Consider the following 16,608-nt stretch of genomic DNA (forward strand, 5'->3'; position numbering starts at 1 on the left):
CAAGTAGCGTAGCGCTATCAAGACGCATCATCACCCGGCTTATCACCACACTATTGATGAACTTGACACTGCGGGTTATAAATATCCATCCGTGACAAAAAACATCCATTGCAAACCCCTCTCGCATCGCTAAACTAGCCGCAAGGCTCCTTTTAGCAGTAAGTTTGCTAAGGTTACTCATCTTTTGTAAATCTTCTAAGGCGATTATGAATCCGATTGTTATCACCAGCGCATTGACCTTAACTCTACTAATTCTGATTATCTGTTTGCTCATTTACAAGCGATTTAAAGGCAGCCAAATCCCCACAGCAGTGCTGATTTTACTGGTCTGCTTTACCGCCATTAATGCGGCGGTAACCTACTTTGTTTACCCTAAAGAGAGTGCGAACGCCTACAAACAGCTAGTATGGCAGCCGTTAGCTCCAAGCAATATTCCAGCTCTAGTGGCGAGCGGAAAAACCGTGTTTGTCGATGTCAGTGCCGACTGGTGCAATATCTGTAAAGGTAACAAAGATGGTGTACTACAGCGCGAAGCCGTTGTTAATCTACTGGGGCAAGATAATACCGTACTGATGTTGGGTGACTTAACCCACAGTGACGCAAAAATTGAAGCCTTTTTAGCAGACTACAACGCCTTTGGTGTGCCGTTTAATATTGTCTACAGCCCGCAATACCCAAAAGGGAGAGTTTTCTCACGGGTATTGGACTATAACGAGGTCATTGAGGTACTCACGCGTTAGCTTGTCATGCGAACAATATAAAAAGGGCTGTATCACACAGCCCTTATCGTTTGACTTAACTTAACACTTAGAAACGGTAGTTGATGCGGCCGTAATAAAAGCCACCATTGTAATCAAATGGCCCGCTTTCATAGTAAACAGCACCTAACTCACCTTGAGTACCATCTTTAAGCTCCTGCGCTTTTTGATCGAACAGGTTATTAGCACCCACTGATAGTGTTAGTCCCTCTAACACCATGTAGCTAACTTCTAAGTCAACTGTCACAGCGGCATCAGCCACTTCAGAACCCCAATCAGAGGTATCGTCCGCATGAGTTGCATAGTATTCACCAAAGTAATTACCACGTAGCGACATGCTTAACTTATCCCACGACTGGGCCCAAGTTAGTGTTGCACGGTGCGCTGGAATACCATCTTCTAGGCGACGAACTTTACCTTCATCGGTTGTCTCGGGGTCAAATTTATCAACACTGGTGTCGGTCCAGCCATAGGCTAGGCTAAATTTAGCATCGCCCGACAGTAAATTAGTGTCGTACGAACCGACAATATCAACACCCTGTGTCGTGGTATCGAAGTCATTGGTGTAATAGGTGACCCCTTGGATCAACTCAGGAAACTCCACTCCCGCTGCACGCAAGGCATCGTAATCTTTTGCTTCAACTTCAATCTGGCTCGACTGTGCAATACGCCCGGTCACTTCAATATTGTAATAATCTACCGTTAAGAAGAAACCTTCATGCTCAAATACCGCACCGAGTGCATAGCTGACCGATTCTTCAGGCTCTAATACTTCACCCCCATAGAATGCCGCAAGCGGATCGGTTGGTGGTGCAATAAAGGTTTGGATCAAATCACCATTTACGATTGAGGTTTGGGTGTTAACCACGTTCTCTTGACCAACCGTTGGTGCGCGGAAACCTGTACTGTGTGATGCACGGAACGACAGATCATCGGTTGCTGCATACTGCGCGGTAAGTTTGTAGTTGAGGGTGTCTCCAAAGGTAGAGAAATCTTCATAGCGCAGCGCCGCACCGACCAACCAATCTTCGCCAATGTAGGCTTCGACATCGGTATAAATACCGATATTGTGACGTGAATTTTTACCCGCTGCTTCTGGACCAAAGCCTTTGAAGCCGTGTGAACCTATGTTGAAGCCTTGCTCGGCGTACGGTCCAGCAACCCACGATGCCTCTTCACCTTGAGTAATTTCAAATGACTCTTCACGCCACTCAAAACCAGTTGCAAAGCTGACATCTTCAAGCGAGCCGATATTCACAAAGCGAGAGAAATCGACGTTAACCGTGGTTTCTACCTGTTCATAGGCACCGGTCTCAAAATCTGTTGGCGTATCGAGACCCAATGACGGGTTTAATGAGTTTTTAAGGCTGAAGGTCGACTTATTGCTACCGGTACCAGCGCTGAAATCATAATTCCATTCGCCCATGTTGCCTTTAATACCCGCGAAGAAAGATTGATCTTCAACGGTGCCAGCAAACTGGGGCGTGTATCCGCCAGGTCTTATCTGGTTCATCGAGAAACAGTTGGGATCTGCCAGCATCGCCAGATATTCAGGACTGGTTAAGACGTTACCATCAGTGCCATTTAGATTTTTTGGTATTGGCACAATATCACAGGTAGATTGGTCGCCATTGACCGCGCCTACCAGCAGCGTCTTACCTTCATCTTCCGAGTAAACATTGCCGCGGTTGTGCGGGTTACGATAATAGAAGCCTCCCACTACATCACGCGATGATAAGTTACCAAAAGCATACAGGTGAGCACTGTCATTTATATCAAAGCCAGAATTTAAGAAAAAGCTATAGTCATCATTGATTTCTGGGTTACCCCAAACCTGTGCAGGGTCATTAACGTCCGTATTGCCTTGGGTAATAAGGTTAGCCGCATCGGGGCGCTGTACACTGCGACTTGTTGCATCGGCATTTTTATATTGCACGCTTAAGTTAACGAAACCACTGTCTGTCAGGGGTAAACCAATATTACCGTCAATGGTGGTTGTCGCACCGTCGCCTTCATAATATTCACCTTGGCTTACGGTAATAGAGCCACCGTCGGCACTGTCATTTAGCACAAAGTTCATGACACCGGCGATAGCGTCTGAGCCATATTGCGCTGCAGCACCATCACGTAGCACTTCCACTTGCTTAAGCGCAGCACTTGGGATCACTGAAATATCCGGCCCTTGTGCACCGTCGTTGATACCGCCACCTTGGAATGCAATAACAGACGCTCTATGGCGACGTTTACCATTCACTAACACCAAGGTGCTGTCTGAAGGCAGACCTCGGAGGTTAACAGGGCGTACTAAGGTTGCCGCATCACTTATTGGCTGTGCACGTGAATTAAAAGAGGGGACAGAGGTGACCAGCATATCAATCATATCTGTTGAACCATTCTTCTTGAGATCATCGCTGCTGATGATGTCGATAGGAACTGGTGAGTCACCGATTGAACGTGGTGCAGCGCGGGTACCTAATACTGCAATCTTCTCGATGTTTTCTTTCTGCTCTACCTGCTGCTCTTCAGCTATCACTTGTGCACTCGCTAATGAGCCAGTTAATGCTAAAGAGACCGCAAAACTCAATGCACTCACGCCAAAGCGCTTATTTCTATTTGTTGTCATCATTTATCCCGTCTATTTTTTATTATTTTGCTTTTTACCCGCCATCATCTCTGTTGTTTGGTCGGTTAAAAAAACATCCCCAGCACGAAACGAAAACACGTTTCATTTACACTTCTATAACAAATAAAAAATAAAAGCCAACCCTAATTAGTCTAATGCTAATACTCCACCCGCTGAATATTAACCTTAAAATCAAACAATAAGACCGAGAAGAGAATAAAAAACCAACCTTGATAACCATTAAGGCGTAAACAATCTGCATTAGAGCAAAAAATTCAAAACAAAAACAACATTTAACATTTTGTTAAAAAATGAACATTAAATACAACTAAGTGGGTAAAATATTGAACAGTCATACACTCCTAGCTAGCCATCGAGGATTAGACTATGAGTTGAATACACTCGCGAAATAGCGTGACTCAAAGTAAACTTAGGTCTCATATGTCCTCCAAATATAAGATCACAGCAATGAATACAGCCCCATCTAACAGCCATGTCGACTTTCTGCCCGAAAATAAGCTATTGCTCAATGCCGTGGGGGAAGGGATTTATGGCTTCGATCTTAATGGCAACGCAGTATTTATTAACCCTGCAGCAGAACGGATGACGGGCTGGAGTACCGAGGAGTTGTTAGGAAAAAACATCCACAATTGCCACCACCACTCTCATGCTGACGGCAGTCACTATCCACAAGAAGAGTGCCCAATCTATAACACGCTGCATGATGGTATTGCCCGCGAAATCAGCCATGAACTTTTTTGGCGTAAAGATGGCAGTAGCTTTCCAGTGCACTACACGTCTACCCCAGTTTATAAAGCAAACAAACTCATTGGCGTAGTCGCGATATTTCGCGACATAAGTATTCAAAAACAGACCGAGGACTCTTTACGCCAGGCATTAGAGCAAGTTCAAGCACTGTCAGAGAAACTCGCCAGCGAAAATGACTATCTACACACCGAACTCGAAAGTCATACTGGTGACGTCAATATTTCTGGCGATAGCCCACTCATCCAGCGATTGATCCAACAGATAAAGTTAGTGGCTAACACTAACAGTACTGTGCTGATCAGTGGTGAAAATGGCACAGGTAAAGAGCTGGTTGCTCGTAACATCCATAAACTGAGTAACCGCAGTGACAAACCTTTAGTGTGTGTCAATTGTGCCGCCTTCTCGCCAACGCTATTGGAAAGTGAGCTTTTTGGCCATGAGAAAGGCGCATATACAGGCGCAACAGCCAGACGTAAAGGACGCTTCGAACTGGCCCATCAAGGCACACTGTTTCTCGATGAAGTCGCAGAGCTCTCTCTCGAAGCCCAATCTAAACTATTAAGAGTCATTCAAGAGCAAGAGTTTGAGCGTGTCGGTAGCAGCACAAGTATAAAAGTCGATATTCGCTTAGTCACCGCAAGCCACCACGATCTATTAAAGCGCGTTGAACAAGGTCTGTTTAGAATGGACCTTTACTACCGACTCAATGTGTTCCCGCTGCATGTTCCCCCTCTACGCGAAAGACTCAGTGATATCCCAACATTAGTCAGTCACATTGTTGCCGGGCTCAATAAAAAGTTAGGTAAAAAAATTAAAGGTGTGAGCAAAAAAGGCCTCAGTAACTTAATGAGTTATGCTTGGCCGGGCAATGTACGTGAGTTGCAGAACATATTAGAGCGCCAAAGTATTCTAGCTCAAGGTCATGTATTACAGATCCCCACTCTCGCGCAGCAAACCGATACACCCGCGGCCCACACATTGCTTACGCTGGAGCAAGTTGAAGCCTCACATATCCGTTATTGTCTAAAGCAGCTAAATTGGCGGATATCAGGGCCTAATGGGGCTGCGAGCTTATTGGGTCTTCCCGCCAGCACCCTCAGGTCTCGAATGAAAAAGCTTAATATTCGTCGCCCTAGTTAAATAAGGGTCTAGACATAACGGGGGAGAATTAGTGATATATCACAAAAAAGCGATATATCGTGCCCTACCCAGGCAGGCTTAAAATTAAGTCATTACTTTTCAACAATATAAAATAGATAAAGTTGGTTTCTATATTGCAAAGCAGGGCTATCTTTAGCCATCAACGCATTCGGAAACCGATATGACTGACAGTTTCACCCCAAACACACGTGGAGATTCGACACCCAATACTGAATCGAATACGGCCATTACTGCACCACATAGAGGCGAAACGATCCCCGTTACCTTTATCCCATCAGAGAAAGGTAAGATCCACATCAAAGAGCAAAAAGGTGTTTTTCAACGCCTGCGAACTAGCATTAACAGCCTGCTGATCATAGCGTTCTTTGTGATCCCCTTTATCCAATATCAAGGCAGACAAGCGATTTTAATGGACTTGGAGTCGCAGCAGTTTATCTTTTTCTCAACCACTTTATGGCCACAAGATTTTACTTTGATGGCCTGGGTTTTCATTATCGCCGCTTTCCTGCTTTTTCTAGTAACCCTGTTTTGGGGACGTGTTTGGTGCGGTTACCTCTGCCCACAAACCAGTTGGAGCTTTATGTTTATCTGGGTAGAAAAACAGATTGAAGGCAACAGCAATAAACGTCATGCATTAGATAGAGCACCTTGGTCACTCAATAAACTGCTCAAACGCAGCAGCAAACATATTCTATGGGGCGTGATCGCGCTGCTCACTGGCTGTGGGTTTATCGCCTACTTTGTTCCAGCAACCACGCTATATAGCGAAATATTGACATTAAGCGCCAGCTTTTGGATAACCGCCTGGGTGTGGTTTTTTGCCCTTTGCACCTACCTCAATGCAGGTTGGATGCGGGAACAGATGTGTCTGCACTGCTGTCCCTACTCACGCTTTCAGTCAGCCATGTTCGACAGCAATACCTTAACCGTTACCTATCATGCCAAGCGCGGTGAATCTCGCGGCCCAAGAAAGCGTAAACAGGCGACACAACTAGGCGATTGTGTCGATTGCAACCTATGCGTCGATGTCTGCCCCACAGGGATAGATATTCGCAACGGCTTGCAGTATGAGTGCATTAACTGCGGTGCCTGTGTCGATGCTTGTAATCAAACTATGGAAAAATTTGGTTATCAGCCCAGTCTCATTAGTTACACCAGCGAAAATGAACTTAACAACATCACAGCTAAACGTCTCACTTCTTATAAGTTTATCGGCTACAGCTTGGCGGTACTCATAATGCTAGGAGTATTTGCATTCGACGTTTACCGCAAAGCCGATATTCAACTTAACGTGATCCGCGATCGTCAGAGCCTCTACAGAGAGGTCGGTGACAACCGTATCGAAAACAGCTACACCCTAAAAATTCGTAATAAGACCCAACAAGACAAACGTTACCTTATCTACATTGACGGTGAACGCGGTCACTTTATAAATAAAGCGATCGACGTGGAAGTCCGCATAAATGCGGGTGAACAGCTAAGCTATCCAGTCACCGTCTATCAGCAGCGACAGACGACAGCAGCTAATAACCTGCACAAGGTGGCGATTCAATTTAAGGTAATGAACTTAGCTAACCCTGCTGACAGTGTGTCACAGCAGACCCAGTTCTTTACTCTACGCTAGGCGACAATAGGTAAAATTAAGTAGGTTTAAGACCAAGGTGGTCAAGCATGATTGAGTTTGAGCATTAACACTCAAACTCATTCAGAAAAACCACATCAACATGATATGGTCAGACCAGCCCCAAAGGCGCGCTAAAAAACAAATAGTTTTAATTCAAGTAGATAACCAACGATTACCGTATTACATCATTGACAATAGAGGTTGACCTTAGCTGCTTTTTAGCACAATCTAAACGCACGTTTGATTTTGACTCAAATAATAATTAGAGGCACGCTATGGCATATGATGCAGACACCAGTATCGATCTTACTCAATACAGCTCCCTTATCGATCTCATTGAAAGCTCAGCCAAGCGCTATGGTGACAAAACCGCTTATGTCTGTTTAGGTAAAGCCACCAGCTTTAACGAGATTGAGCGTGACTCACGTTATTTTGCCGCCTATTTACAACATCATACATCCCTTGAAGTAGGTGATCGTATTGCCATTCAATTACCTAATATCACGCAATTTGTTATAGCGGCATATGGTGCACTTCGTGCTGGACTTGTGCTGGTAAACACCAATCCACTTTATACCGAACGAGAGCTGATCCATCAGTTTACCGATTCAGGCGCTAAAGCCTTAGTGGTGCTTAGCGACCTATTACCCACGCTCAACAATGTCGTCGCCAATACCCAACTGAAAACCGTTGTCGCCACCCATGCTCTGGATTTGATAACACCACAGCAGCAGCCACACAGCGAGTTCGAGACCACTGCATTTACCGTAGCATTAGCCCAAGGTAGCCGCTTAAACTTTGCCCCGGTCAGTACAGACTTAGCGAGCTTAGCCGCGCTACAATACACTGGCGGCACGACAGGTTTATCTAAAGGCGCTATGCTCAGCCACCGCAACTTAATTGCTAACGCCATGCAGATAAAATCACGACTCGGTGACCGATTAGTACAAGGCGAAGAGATTTTTGTCGCGCCGCTGCCTGTCTACCATATCTATGCTTTTATGGTTAACTTAGTACTCTACTTTGAACGGGGTGGCTGCTCAGTATTGATTCCCAATCCACGCGATATCGCCTCATTAATCAATACTCTATCAGAGCACCCTTTTACCGGCTTTGCAGGCCTAAACACTCTATTTGTCGGCTTGTGCCATCAGCCTGAATTCAAAGCTTTGGACTTTAGTCATCTTAAAGTCACCATCTCTGGCGGCACCGCACTGACCCAAGCCGCAGCCACCGTATGGCAAACCACCACCGGCTGCACCATTTCAGAAGGCTACGGCCTATCGGAAACCTCACCAGTGGTTTCACTTAATGCCCCAGGACATGAGCAACTGGGTACCATAGGCAAACCCGTTATTGAAACCCAAGTGAAAATCCTCGATCTCAACGATCAAGAGGTATCCCTCGGTGAAACCGGAGAGCTGGCGGTAAAGGGTCCACAGGTGATGAGTGGTTACTGGAACAAGCCTCAAGAAACCGCCATGGTGATGACCCAAGATGGTTACTTTAAAACTGGTGATATTGCCATTGCCACCGAAGATGGTTTCCACAAGATTGTCGATCGTAAGAAAGATATGATCATAGTCTCAGGCTTTAATGTTTACCCTAACGAAGTGGAAGAGGTGCTTTCAGCCCACAAAGAGATACTAGAATGTGCGGTGATTGGGGTTGAACATGAACACAGCGGTGAAGCCGTAAAAGCCGTTATCGTATTAAACGCACCCAGCCAAAACTTAGAGCAAACCAAGGCGGAGATTCTACACTATTGCCGCGAGCAACTAACCGCCTATAAAGTGCCTAAAAGCATTGAGTTTATGGAGGCACTTCCCAAATCGACTGTCGGTAAAATATTACGCCGAGAACTGAGAAACTGATTGAGACATCAGAAAAAGGAGCCCATGGCTCCTTTTTTTATTTGGGTCACTGTTTAACCCAAATGATCTCGTCGGTGGCAAATCCAAGTTGCTTAGCTTGCTCACTAAACTTCTGCTTAAGCGCCTCACTCACGGTTGGTGTGCGCGACAAAAACCACAAGTAGTCTCGGTTATAGCTGGTGATGAACGCGTATTGGTAATTATCTTGGTCTAATTCATAGATCACGTAAGCGCCATAGAAGGGACCGAAGAATGACACTTTCAAATGGCCAATGTCGTCACCGTCGACAAAGTATGCCTTTCCCTCAGCGCTATCAAAAACCTGCTCTTTCTCCGAAAAACCACGGTTTGTCACCTTAACACCACCATCTTCTCTCATCTGGTATTCGGCGGTCACCTGACTTAAGCCACGTTCGAAACTATGGTCAAGCCGCGCAATCTCATACCAAGTGCCTAAGTAGCGTGGCAACTCAAAAGATTTAACGGGCTCAATACCACTAGGTAAACTGGTACAGGCGGATAAACATAACAAACTAAAAATAACCAATAAGCGCATAGGTGTCTCTCTATTCTTTGTTTAATACCCATTTTACGTTATAGCCACGCGTAAAGTTCACTCTTGCTGCAAGCCCTCATCAGTTAGCAGTTGCAAACTGGCAAACTCTCGGTATAGGGTATTACTTTGCATCAGCTCTTGATGGGTACCACTGGCTACCAGTACCCCTTTCTCGAGCACTAAGATTCGGTCAGCATTAATAACCGTCGCTAAGCGATGAGCAATAATCAGGGTGGTTCTGCCCTGCATCAATACATCTAAAGCCAGCTTCACCTTTTGCTCGCTAACAGCATCGAGTGCACTGGTTGCCTCGTCGAGAAGTAACACGGGACGCTCAGCAAGAATGGCTCTTGCAATGGCAATTCGTTGCTTCTGACCACCAGAAAGCCTAACACCACGCTCGCCTAAATAGGTTTGGTAGCCTAGAGGAAATTCGCCAATAAACTCATGGGCACGCGCCGCAATACAGGCTTTAATCACTTCATCCTCGCTGGCATCTGGCCGACCATAGCGAACATTTTCTAACACACTAGTAGCAAAGATCACCGACTCCTGAGGCACGAGGGCAAACTGCTGACGTAACTCCTGCGCTGATAAATTGGCAATGTCGATACCATCGAGCGTGATGCTGCCGCTATTAAGGGTATAAAAGCGTTGCAGCAGTTCAAATAAGGTGCTCTTTCCTGCGCCGCTTGCGCCAACTAACGCCACCCGCTCGCCACTTTTTATTTGTAGGCTTAAGCCGCAGATCACCTCTTGGCTAAGTTCGCTAGGTCGATCTGACGTGGTTATATCTCGATAGGAAAATCGCACCTCGTTTAATGAAAGTTCGCCGCGCACTTTGGCTGGCAACGTCATAGGATTAGTTGGTAGTGGAATATCAATCGGCGTTTCAACTAACTCAATTAATCGCTCCGTCGCTCCTGCGGCTCGCTGTATCTCGCCGATGACTTCACTAATGGTCGCAACAGAGCCTGCAACCATCACGGCATAAAACATAAAAGCAGACAGCTCACCACCCGTGATTGCACCTTGCATCACATCATGAGCACCAACCCAAGCCACTAATACTATAGCCAAAATACTAAGAAACATCACCAGTGAAATCAGAATAGAACGGTACTTGATACGCCCTTTCGCAGCATCCATGACCGCTTCGACTCGCTGACTAAATAGCACGCGATCTCTATCTTCATGGGAATAGGCTTGTACCGTATGGATCTCATGCAGCGTTTCATCGACATAGGCACCAAGATCACCGACTCTATCTTGGCTCTGGCGCGACAGATCGCGCACCTTACGCCCAAAAAAGAAGATAGGCCCAAGCACCATAGGGACGGCGAGCAATACTAAGGCGGTCATCTTTATACTCGTGATGGCCATCATCACTATGCCACCAATCACAGTCACACTGGCCCTAAGCGCCATAGAAAGACTTGAACCAACCACCGACTGTAACAAGGTTGAATCGGCAGTAAAACGCGAGATAACCTCCCCAGTTCTGAGCTTGGCATAAAAGCCGGGGGACAACTTTAACAGGTGGTCGTAAACGGTTAAGCGAATGTCGGCGCTGACTCGCTCACCGAGCCAAGTCATTAAATAGAAACGACAAAAAATTGCAGAGCTACTGAGGGCGGTGATCCCTATCACCAACAGGATGATCTCATTAAGACGCCCGCCATTATCTTTTAAAAACCCCTCATCCACCATTAAACGCACTCCTTGGCCAAGGGATAGCCAAGCTAAGGAGCCAATAAACAGAAATACGATGGCGGCAATCACCCGACCACGATAAGGCTTTAAAAAGGCAGCGATCCAAGGCAATATTGCCCGCTTACTAACAGGCGATAGCATTGCAGATACATCTTCAGTCGAAGATAGAGCGCGCTCAGATGGGGCGGCAGATTTGTTATCGCTCATATTTGGCTAAGGTTACTAGGTCAATAACCACAAGAGTACCAAAAATATCGCCATAAAATGATATTTGTTTATCTCACCTCTATTCGGGTTACCTATTTGAATGATAAGGCCAGTACTCGTCCACGCCACTTTATGATGACGCTTTATGATATAGTTCACCCGACAACAAAAAGAGCAAAGGTTCATGAATAAAAGCATCTCCAACGAAACCAAGAATGAAGCAATGAAGGTCGCTAAAGCCATTCAAAAGCCCGGACAGACTAAAGAGCAAACCAAGCTGATAGCACTGGGTATTGAGAAAGGGATCGCCGAATACAAAAAACAGCAAAAGAGTAAGGCGCGTGAGAAAGATAAAGCCCGCAAACAAGAAATAAAAGCCAAAAATCGCGATTCAGAGCAAACTGATGAGGTTCAAATTGTCGACTCAAACGGAAATCCCCCTAAGCTTCCTTGGGCACTGCTGCTACTCAGTTGGGCTGGATTTTTCGCTTATCTTTTGATGCGCTAGCTCAAAAGCCAGAACATCAAACCAAGGCATCAAGCTAACGCATTAAACTAGTTCATCGAACTTACTCCATCCAATTGGTCCATCGAATTAGTGCATCGAATTAGTGCATCAAGCTATCTAGGCGCTGGGCTAACTGGATCGCGATACGCTTTTGCAGGCGTGATGGGTTCGATTGCAAGCACAGGCGCTCCTCCCAGCTAAAGACCTTATTAATTAATTGATAAGTTAACCAGCGAAATGGCTCAGGTTCCCAAGGGGTTAATACTTGTTTAATTTCACTCAAATGCGCCCAAGGCATCCGACTCAATGGCGTATCACGCTCAAGGATAAGGTCGCTTAAAGTTCTGCCAAATAAGTTCGCCGCTCCCACCCCCTCGCCGCCATAACCACCAGCAAGAGCGATACCATTACGCTTATCGAAGATGGCATGGGGGGCAAACTTTCTCGCCATGGCTAAAGTGCCGCCCCAGCCATGAGTAATTGGCACCGTTTTAAGGCTGGGGAAAAGATCATGCATCAATTTGGCACGCCAGGCGAAATCAGGGCTTTGAAGATTGAACTCGGTTTGTACCTGCCCGCCAAAACGGTAGCCACCTCGGGCACCGAAGATCATCCGATTATCTTTGCTTCGTTGGCCGTAAGTCACTTGCCTCGCCACATCGCTGTAGGTGGCTCGGCTTTCTAGGCCGATATGTTGCCATTGCCTATCGCTTAACGGTGCTGTCGCGATTAATAAGCTCTGCACAGGGAGTGTATATCTGCCTAACTGACTGACTTGCCCTTGGTAACCCTCTAAGGCTGGCACAATAATATCCGCCTTCACTTGGCCTTGAGCCGTTTGTACTATGCCTTTCCCAAAGGCTGATACTCGAGTCTGCTCGTAGAGTGTTACCCCTAAGTTCTCGACGACTTTGGCGAGCCCTCTAACCAGTTTTAACGGGTGGATGGTGGCGCAATGTGGCGTAAAAATGGCTGCTTGCCCTCGACGTAACTTAATCGCATCATCAAGTGCTGAGCCTTGCAGCCATTGATAGTCGCTCTCATCAAAGCCTTGCTGATAGAGAGTCGCCAAGGTAGAGGTTAAGCTATCGAGTTGCTCTGGGTATCGCGCCGCGACTTGATAATTTCCGCTATGGATAAAGTCACAATCAACATCATGACGAATAAGAAATTGTTCAATTTCGGTAATAGGGCTTTGAATAGCTTGCTTTATCTGTTGAAAAGCCTCCCCCTGATACCCAGCAAGATAGTGGCTATCGCCCACAAAACTGCCCATTAGCCAGCCGCCATTACGCCCTGAAGCGCCATACCCGGCGCTATCGGCCTCAAGCACTGCAACCTTGAGTGATGGAGACTTCTGCTTCAGATAATAGGCGGTCCATAACCCAGTATATCCAGCACCAATAATCGCCACATCGACCTGAAGGTCACCAGCCAATGATGGCCGACTCATCAAAGGTTGCCCTAATGATTCTCGCCAAACACTCGCTGGAAACTCAACAGCCATTATTCCAATTGTCTCTGGATCTGTTCAAGATGAGTCGATACCCAAGGTCCGCTAATCGGTCCCCAGGTTTTTATCTGATAATAGCCAGCATTGTTGCGGACTCCATCGACCACAAAATGGCACTCTATGCCCAAATCAGACAATGTAGCAATGGCATCTTGTAAGGTGCGACGAGGCATTCCTGTTTGCTGATGCAAGGACAATAGGTTATGACGCTCATTGTCGATAAGCTGTGCGAGGTACAACTTACGCAAAAATGCTTTTTTCTGTTTAGAGATATCTTCGCTCACTCAAGCTCCCCCATTTATCTATCTGCATAGGCTTGTAACATAACAGATAAATTAAAAATTGTTGTCAAATAGTCTACGTACTATTTATTCAAAGCCACTCAACCACTAGAGTTGATGAACGAGATACTGATATAGTCTATTTCAAGAACGGAAGCTTGTACCAATTTGCCTTCATTATCTGAGGTTTGTTATCAGGTGATTGGTATGATGCACACACACAGGACGAGACATGGATCCAGTAAACACGACCCCAACAACTGAAAACGCCCCAAACAGAGTCCCACTTGCTGAAGCGGCTTGGCTCAGTTTTGACCAGGTCGCACTCACACCCGTTGAACCAAGCTATATCAAACAAGTGCAGCTAGAAAACCTGGTGTTTATACCATTATTAATTGCGCCGACGGTATTCGGTTTTTTAATTAGTCTACCCGCCCTTGCACTGATCTCCCTGGTCACCGGATTATTACTCTTGGCCCTCATTATCAGCTTTGGCCGCATACGCTATGCAAAAACCATCGCTTACGCGGTATGCGAACATGAAATTATTATGGAAAAAGGGCTGCTGTGGCATAAAAGGATCTCATTGCCCTACACTAGACTGCAACATGTCAGTTTATCTCAAGGACCATTAGAGCGACACTTTAACCAACATACGCTTAAATGCTTTAGTGCGGGCAGTGGTAGTGCCGAAATCACCTTACCGGGCATACAAAGCGATACCGCTGAATCCCTGCGCCAGCATCTACTGGCCAAAGCGGCATTAAACCAAGGGGGCCAAAAAACTGCTACAACCCAGCTTGATCCCCTTGTCGACCAAGCCGCTGTGTCAACCATTGTGGAACGCCCTCATGAGTAAACGCTTCGAGCAGTGGGCTGCACTATCACCGTGGTCAATCATCAGTTTCAGCTTAGGCACCATAAAGTTGATATTGAACAATGGCTATGCCTTGATCCCTGTTGTCTACACCGGATGGCAGCAAGGGTTTAACTCCCCTTGGGTGATTGTCGTCTTGGCAGCCACAGTTATTGCGGTATTTAGCTTTTCGTCGCTGCAATGGGCTAAGTATCGCTATCGCTTACAAGAGGATAAATTAGGCATTCGCCAGGGGCTGATTTTTAAAAAGAATCATCAGATCCCACTGAATAAAATTCAAAACGTACGCTTGGTTCAACCCCTCTATTTTCGCCCCATGGGACTCTACAGCCTTGTGGTTGAAACCGCGGGTTCCAAAAAAGATGAGGCTGTGTTGGCCGCGGTCAACTACCGTCAAGCGATGCAGCTAAAACGAGCCCTGTTTTCTCAACAGGAACAGGCCAATTCAGCTAGCAGTGAGGCAGCGACGCAGGCAGATCAACCTGTGCGCGGTATCACCACCACCTTGGTAACCAAAAGCGTTAAAGACCTTATACTGTTTGGTCTATATCAAAACAACCTGTTTTGGTTTTCGGTGATCTCTGGCTCAATTCTGGGGCAACTGGATTGGGAGCAATTAGAACAGAGCCAGATAAAGCAAACGATATGGCAATGGTATGAAACCACCATTGCGGTCAATATCATCACCCAAGTGGTCTTTGCGCTGGCGCTATTAGTCACCCTCTACTTGCTGCTATCGCTCATCTCTATCACCTCTGCGATTCTAAAATACCATCCTTATCAACTGGCTCGCCGCCACGATACTATCCACCGCAGCGGTGGCTTATTGGCAAAACAAAATGACAGTTTGGCTTTATCGCGCGTGCAGTTAATTGAGTTTAGTCAGCCCGTGATAGGCAGGCTATTGCAGTTATGGACCATCAACTTTAAACAAGTTAAAGGTAATGAAGTTGAGCAGATGGCCAAGCGCCATATGTTGATACCTAGCATGAAGCGCCAGCAAATAGATGAACTCATGCCAAAGCTCAATGGCCTTGCTGCCACGGCCACTGTCTTACCCACACACTACCGAGGCATTCATATCGGCTGGTTTTGGCGACGGGCTTGGCTCGCCCCTCTCATCGCACTGCTCAATACGCTATTTATTGGCATCAACCCCTTTACCGAGACCTTATTGTTCATTGCCGCTGTCGTGACGGCTTTGATCTATGCAAGATACCGACAATGGGGCTACCTACTTCAAGCGGATAATTGCTGGATCCATACGGGCGTATTGGGTCAAAGCTGGCAACTGGTGTCACTTAAAAAAGTTCAGCATGTCTGCATCACCCAAACACCAGGACAACGTAAAAGGCAACTTGCGACACTCACACTTGGCCTAGCAAGCGGCGAGCAACATATTCCCTACATACCATTGAAAGATGCAAGACAAATCGCAGAAACAGCGCTTCAATTAACCCAGCAAGATCATCATAATTGGATTTAGGAGAGCAAGATGAACTGTCCCCCAGACGATGTGCTTCACTTTTGGTTTGAAGAGATAGAACCCAAATCATGGTGGCTAAAAGATGCCAACTTCGATGCCACCATTACCGAAAGATTTTCAGCCCTACTTAACCAAGCCAAACAGGGCGAACTGCATCACTGGCGCACCACTCCTCGCGGTCGTTTAGCTGAAATCATCGTCTTAGATCAATTTAGCCGCAATATCTATCGCGATCAGCCAGATGCCTTTACCGCTGATTCCATGGCACTCGCGTTGGCCCAAGAAGCCGTGGCTGCTGGTGCCGACAGTGAGCTAAAACCCACTCAAGTGCCCTTTCTTTATATGCCCTATATGCACAGTGAGTCAGCCTATATTCATGAGATTGCACTTGTATTGTTTAGTCGTGAAGCGGCAATTGGTAACTTAGAATTTGAGCAAAGACACAAGAAAATTATCGACCAGTTTGGCCGTTACCCCCATAGAAATAAGATATTAGGCCGGCAATCCACCCCAGAAGAGGAAGCGTTTTTGGCGCTGCCAGGCTCAAGCTTTTAGCCCCTAATAGCAGCAGCTTGGCAGCGAGTATTTAGGAAAATATCATAGGCCAAGCGGGGTCACACGCTAACACTTTAACCAGAATGAACTAACCCAAGCAACAT

At 46.3% G+C, this 16,608-nt stretch carries 13 protein-coding genes; 8 read left to right on the forward strand and 5 right to left on the reverse strand.

The genetic code is table 11. The annotated features are described in order from the left end of the window. Positions 1–206: 206 nt before the first annotated feature. Positions 207–740 (forward strand): thioredoxin family protein, encoded by a 534-nt coding sequence (locus BEL05_RS14805; RefSeq protein ID WP_028763214.1) that lies wholly within the window; start codon positions 207–209, stop codon positions 738–740. A gap of 67 nt (positions 741–807) precedes the next feature. Here BEL05_RS14805 and BEL05_RS14810 read toward each other — a convergent pair whose 3' ends face one another. Next, positions 808–3,381: a TonB-dependent receptor plug domain-containing protein gene (locus BEL05_RS14810; protein WP_069671718.1), complete on the reverse strand. Its 2,574-nt coding sequence runs from the start codon at positions 3,379–3,381 to the stop codon at positions 808–810. Between the two features lie 468 nt (positions 3,382–3,849). Here BEL05_RS14810 and BEL05_RS14815 point away from each other — a divergent pair, with 468 nt between their 5' ends. The 3 genes from BEL05_RS14815 (at position 3,850) to BEL05_RS14825 (ending at position 8,808) form a co-directional block, all read left to right on the forward strand. After that, a complete protein-coding gene (locus BEL05_RS14815; RefSeq protein ID WP_139151896.1) occupies positions 3,850–5,289 on the forward strand; it encodes a sigma-54 interaction domain-containing protein in 1,440 nt (479 codons plus the stop codon). 181 nt (positions 5,290–5,470) lie between these two features. After that, positions 5,471–6,934: a cytochrome c oxidase accessory protein CcoG gene (gene ccoG, locus BEL05_RS14820; RefSeq protein ID WP_028763211.1), complete on the forward strand. Its 1,464-nt coding sequence runs from the start codon at positions 5,471–5,473 to the stop codon at positions 6,932–6,934. A 275-nt stretch (positions 6,935–7,209) separates the two neighbouring features. Continuing rightward, positions 7,210–8,808 (forward strand): AMP-binding protein, encoded by a 1,599-nt coding sequence (locus BEL05_RS14825; RefSeq protein ID WP_069671631.1) that lies wholly within the window; start codon positions 7,210–7,212, stop codon positions 8,806–8,808. Between the two features lie 46 nt (positions 8,809–8,854). Here the strand turns inward: BEL05_RS14825 and BEL05_RS14830 are convergent, their stop codons facing one another. Continuing rightward, positions 8,855–9,364: a lipocalin family protein gene (locus BEL05_RS14830; protein ID WP_028763209.1), complete on the reverse strand. Its 510-nt coding sequence runs from the start codon at positions 9,362–9,364 to the stop codon at positions 8,855–8,857. Between the two features lie 57 nt (positions 9,365–9,421). Beyond that, positions 9,422–11,218: an ABC transporter transmembrane domain-containing protein gene (locus tag BEL05_RS14835; protein WP_245687008.1), complete on the reverse strand. Its 1,797-nt coding sequence runs from the start codon at positions 11,216–11,218 to the stop codon at positions 9,422–9,424. Between the two features lie 250 nt (positions 11,219–11,468). Between BEL05_RS14835 and BEL05_RS14840 the strand changes: the two genes are divergently transcribed. Further along, complete coding sequence (locus tag BEL05_RS14840; protein WP_069671633.1) at positions 11,469–11,792, forward strand: DUF2956 domain-containing protein; 324 nt, start codon at positions 11,469–11,471, stop codon at positions 11,790–11,792. A gap of 100 nt (positions 11,793–11,892) precedes the next feature. On the opposite strand, the gene BEL05_RS14845 is transcribed toward BEL05_RS14840, so the two are convergent. Together BEL05_RS14845 and BEL05_RS14850 are read right to left on the reverse strand one after the other, a co-directional pair. Next, positions 11,893–13,299, reverse strand: coding sequence for an NAD(P)/FAD-dependent oxidoreductase (locus BEL05_RS14845; RefSeq protein WP_069671634.1), 1,407 nt, complete (start codon positions 13,297–13,299; stop codon positions 11,893–11,895). Continuing rightward, positions 13,299–13,589, reverse strand: a complete 291-nt coding sequence (locus BEL05_RS14850) for a winged helix-turn-helix domain-containing protein (RefSeq protein ID WP_069671635.1) — start codon at positions 13,587–13,589, stop codon at positions 13,299–13,301. The genes BEL05_RS14845 and BEL05_RS14850 overlap by 1 nt, the downstream gene beginning before the upstream one ends. 229 nt (positions 13,590–13,818) lie before the next feature. Between BEL05_RS14850 and BEL05_RS14855 the strand changes: the two genes are divergently transcribed. Genes BEL05_RS14855 through BEL05_RS14865 form a run of 3 tightly spaced genes read left to right on the forward strand, consistent with a single transcriptional unit; the run spans position 13,819 to position 16,504 of the window. Further along, positions 13,819–14,445, forward strand: a complete 627-nt coding sequence (locus BEL05_RS14855) for a PH domain-containing protein (protein ID WP_069671636.1) — start codon at positions 13,819–13,821, stop codon at positions 14,443–14,445. Beyond that, positions 14,438–15,949, forward strand: coding sequence for a PH domain-containing protein (locus BEL05_RS14860; RefSeq protein ID WP_069671637.1), 1,512 nt, complete (start codon positions 14,438–14,440; stop codon positions 15,947–15,949). Before BEL05_RS14855 ends, BEL05_RS14860 begins: the two co-directional genes overlap by 8 nt. A 9-nt stretch (positions 15,950–15,958) precedes the next feature. Continuing rightward, entirely contained in the window at positions 15,959–16,504 is a 546-nt protein-coding gene (locus BEL05_RS14865) for a DUF924 family protein (RefSeq protein ID WP_069671638.1), read from the forward strand. Positions 16,505–16,608 lie beyond the last annotated feature (104 nt).

This window comes from Shewanella colwelliana (assembly GCF_001735525.1).
GTDB classification, from domain to species: domain Bacteria; phylum Pseudomonadota; class Gammaproteobacteria; order Enterobacterales; family Shewanellaceae; genus Shewanella; species Shewanella colwelliana.

Coding starts and splice junctions, on each gene's coding strand:
- BEL05_RS14805 (WP_028763214.1), top strand. CDS start 207: ATGAATCCGATTGTTATCACCAGCGCATTGACCTTAACTCTACTAATT.
- BEL05_RS14810 (WP_069671718.1), bottom strand. CDS start 3,381: ATGACAACAAATAGAAATAAGCGCTTTGGCGTGAGTGCATTGAGTTTT.
- BEL05_RS14815 (WP_139151896.1), top strand. CDS start 3,850: ATGAATACAGCCCCATCTAACAGCCATGTCGACTTTCTGCCCGAAAAT.
- ccoG (WP_028763211.1), top strand. CDS start 5,471: ATGACTGACAGTTTCACCCCAAACACACGTGGAGATTCGACACCCAAT.
- BEL05_RS14825 (WP_069671631.1), top strand. CDS start 7,210: ATGGCATATGATGCAGACACCAGTATCGATCTTACTCAATACAGCTCC.
- BEL05_RS14830 (WP_028763209.1), bottom strand. CDS start 9,364: ATGCGCTTATTGGTTATTTTTAGTTTGTTATGTTTATCCGCCTGTACC.
- BEL05_RS14835 (WP_245687008.1), bottom strand. CDS start 11,218: ATGCTATCGCCTGTTAGTAAGCGGGCAATATTGCCTTGGATCGCTGCC.
- BEL05_RS14840 (WP_069671633.1), top strand. CDS start 11,469: ATGAATAAAAGCATCTCCAACGAAACCAAGAATGAAGCAATGAAGGTC.
- BEL05_RS14845 (WP_069671634.1), bottom strand. CDS start 13,299: ATGGCTGTTGAGTTTCCAGCGAGTGTTTGGCGAGAATCATTAGGGCAA.
- BEL05_RS14855 (WP_069671636.1), top strand. CDS start 13,819: ATGGATCCAGTAAACACGACCCCAACAACTGAAAACGCCCCAAACAGA.
- BEL05_RS14860 (WP_069671637.1), top strand. CDS start 14,438: ATGAGTAAACGCTTCGAGCAGTGGGCTGCACTATCACCGTGGTCAATC.
- BEL05_RS14865 (WP_069671638.1), top strand. CDS start 15,959: ATGAACTGTCCCCCAGACGATGTGCTTCACTTTTGGTTTGAAGAGATA.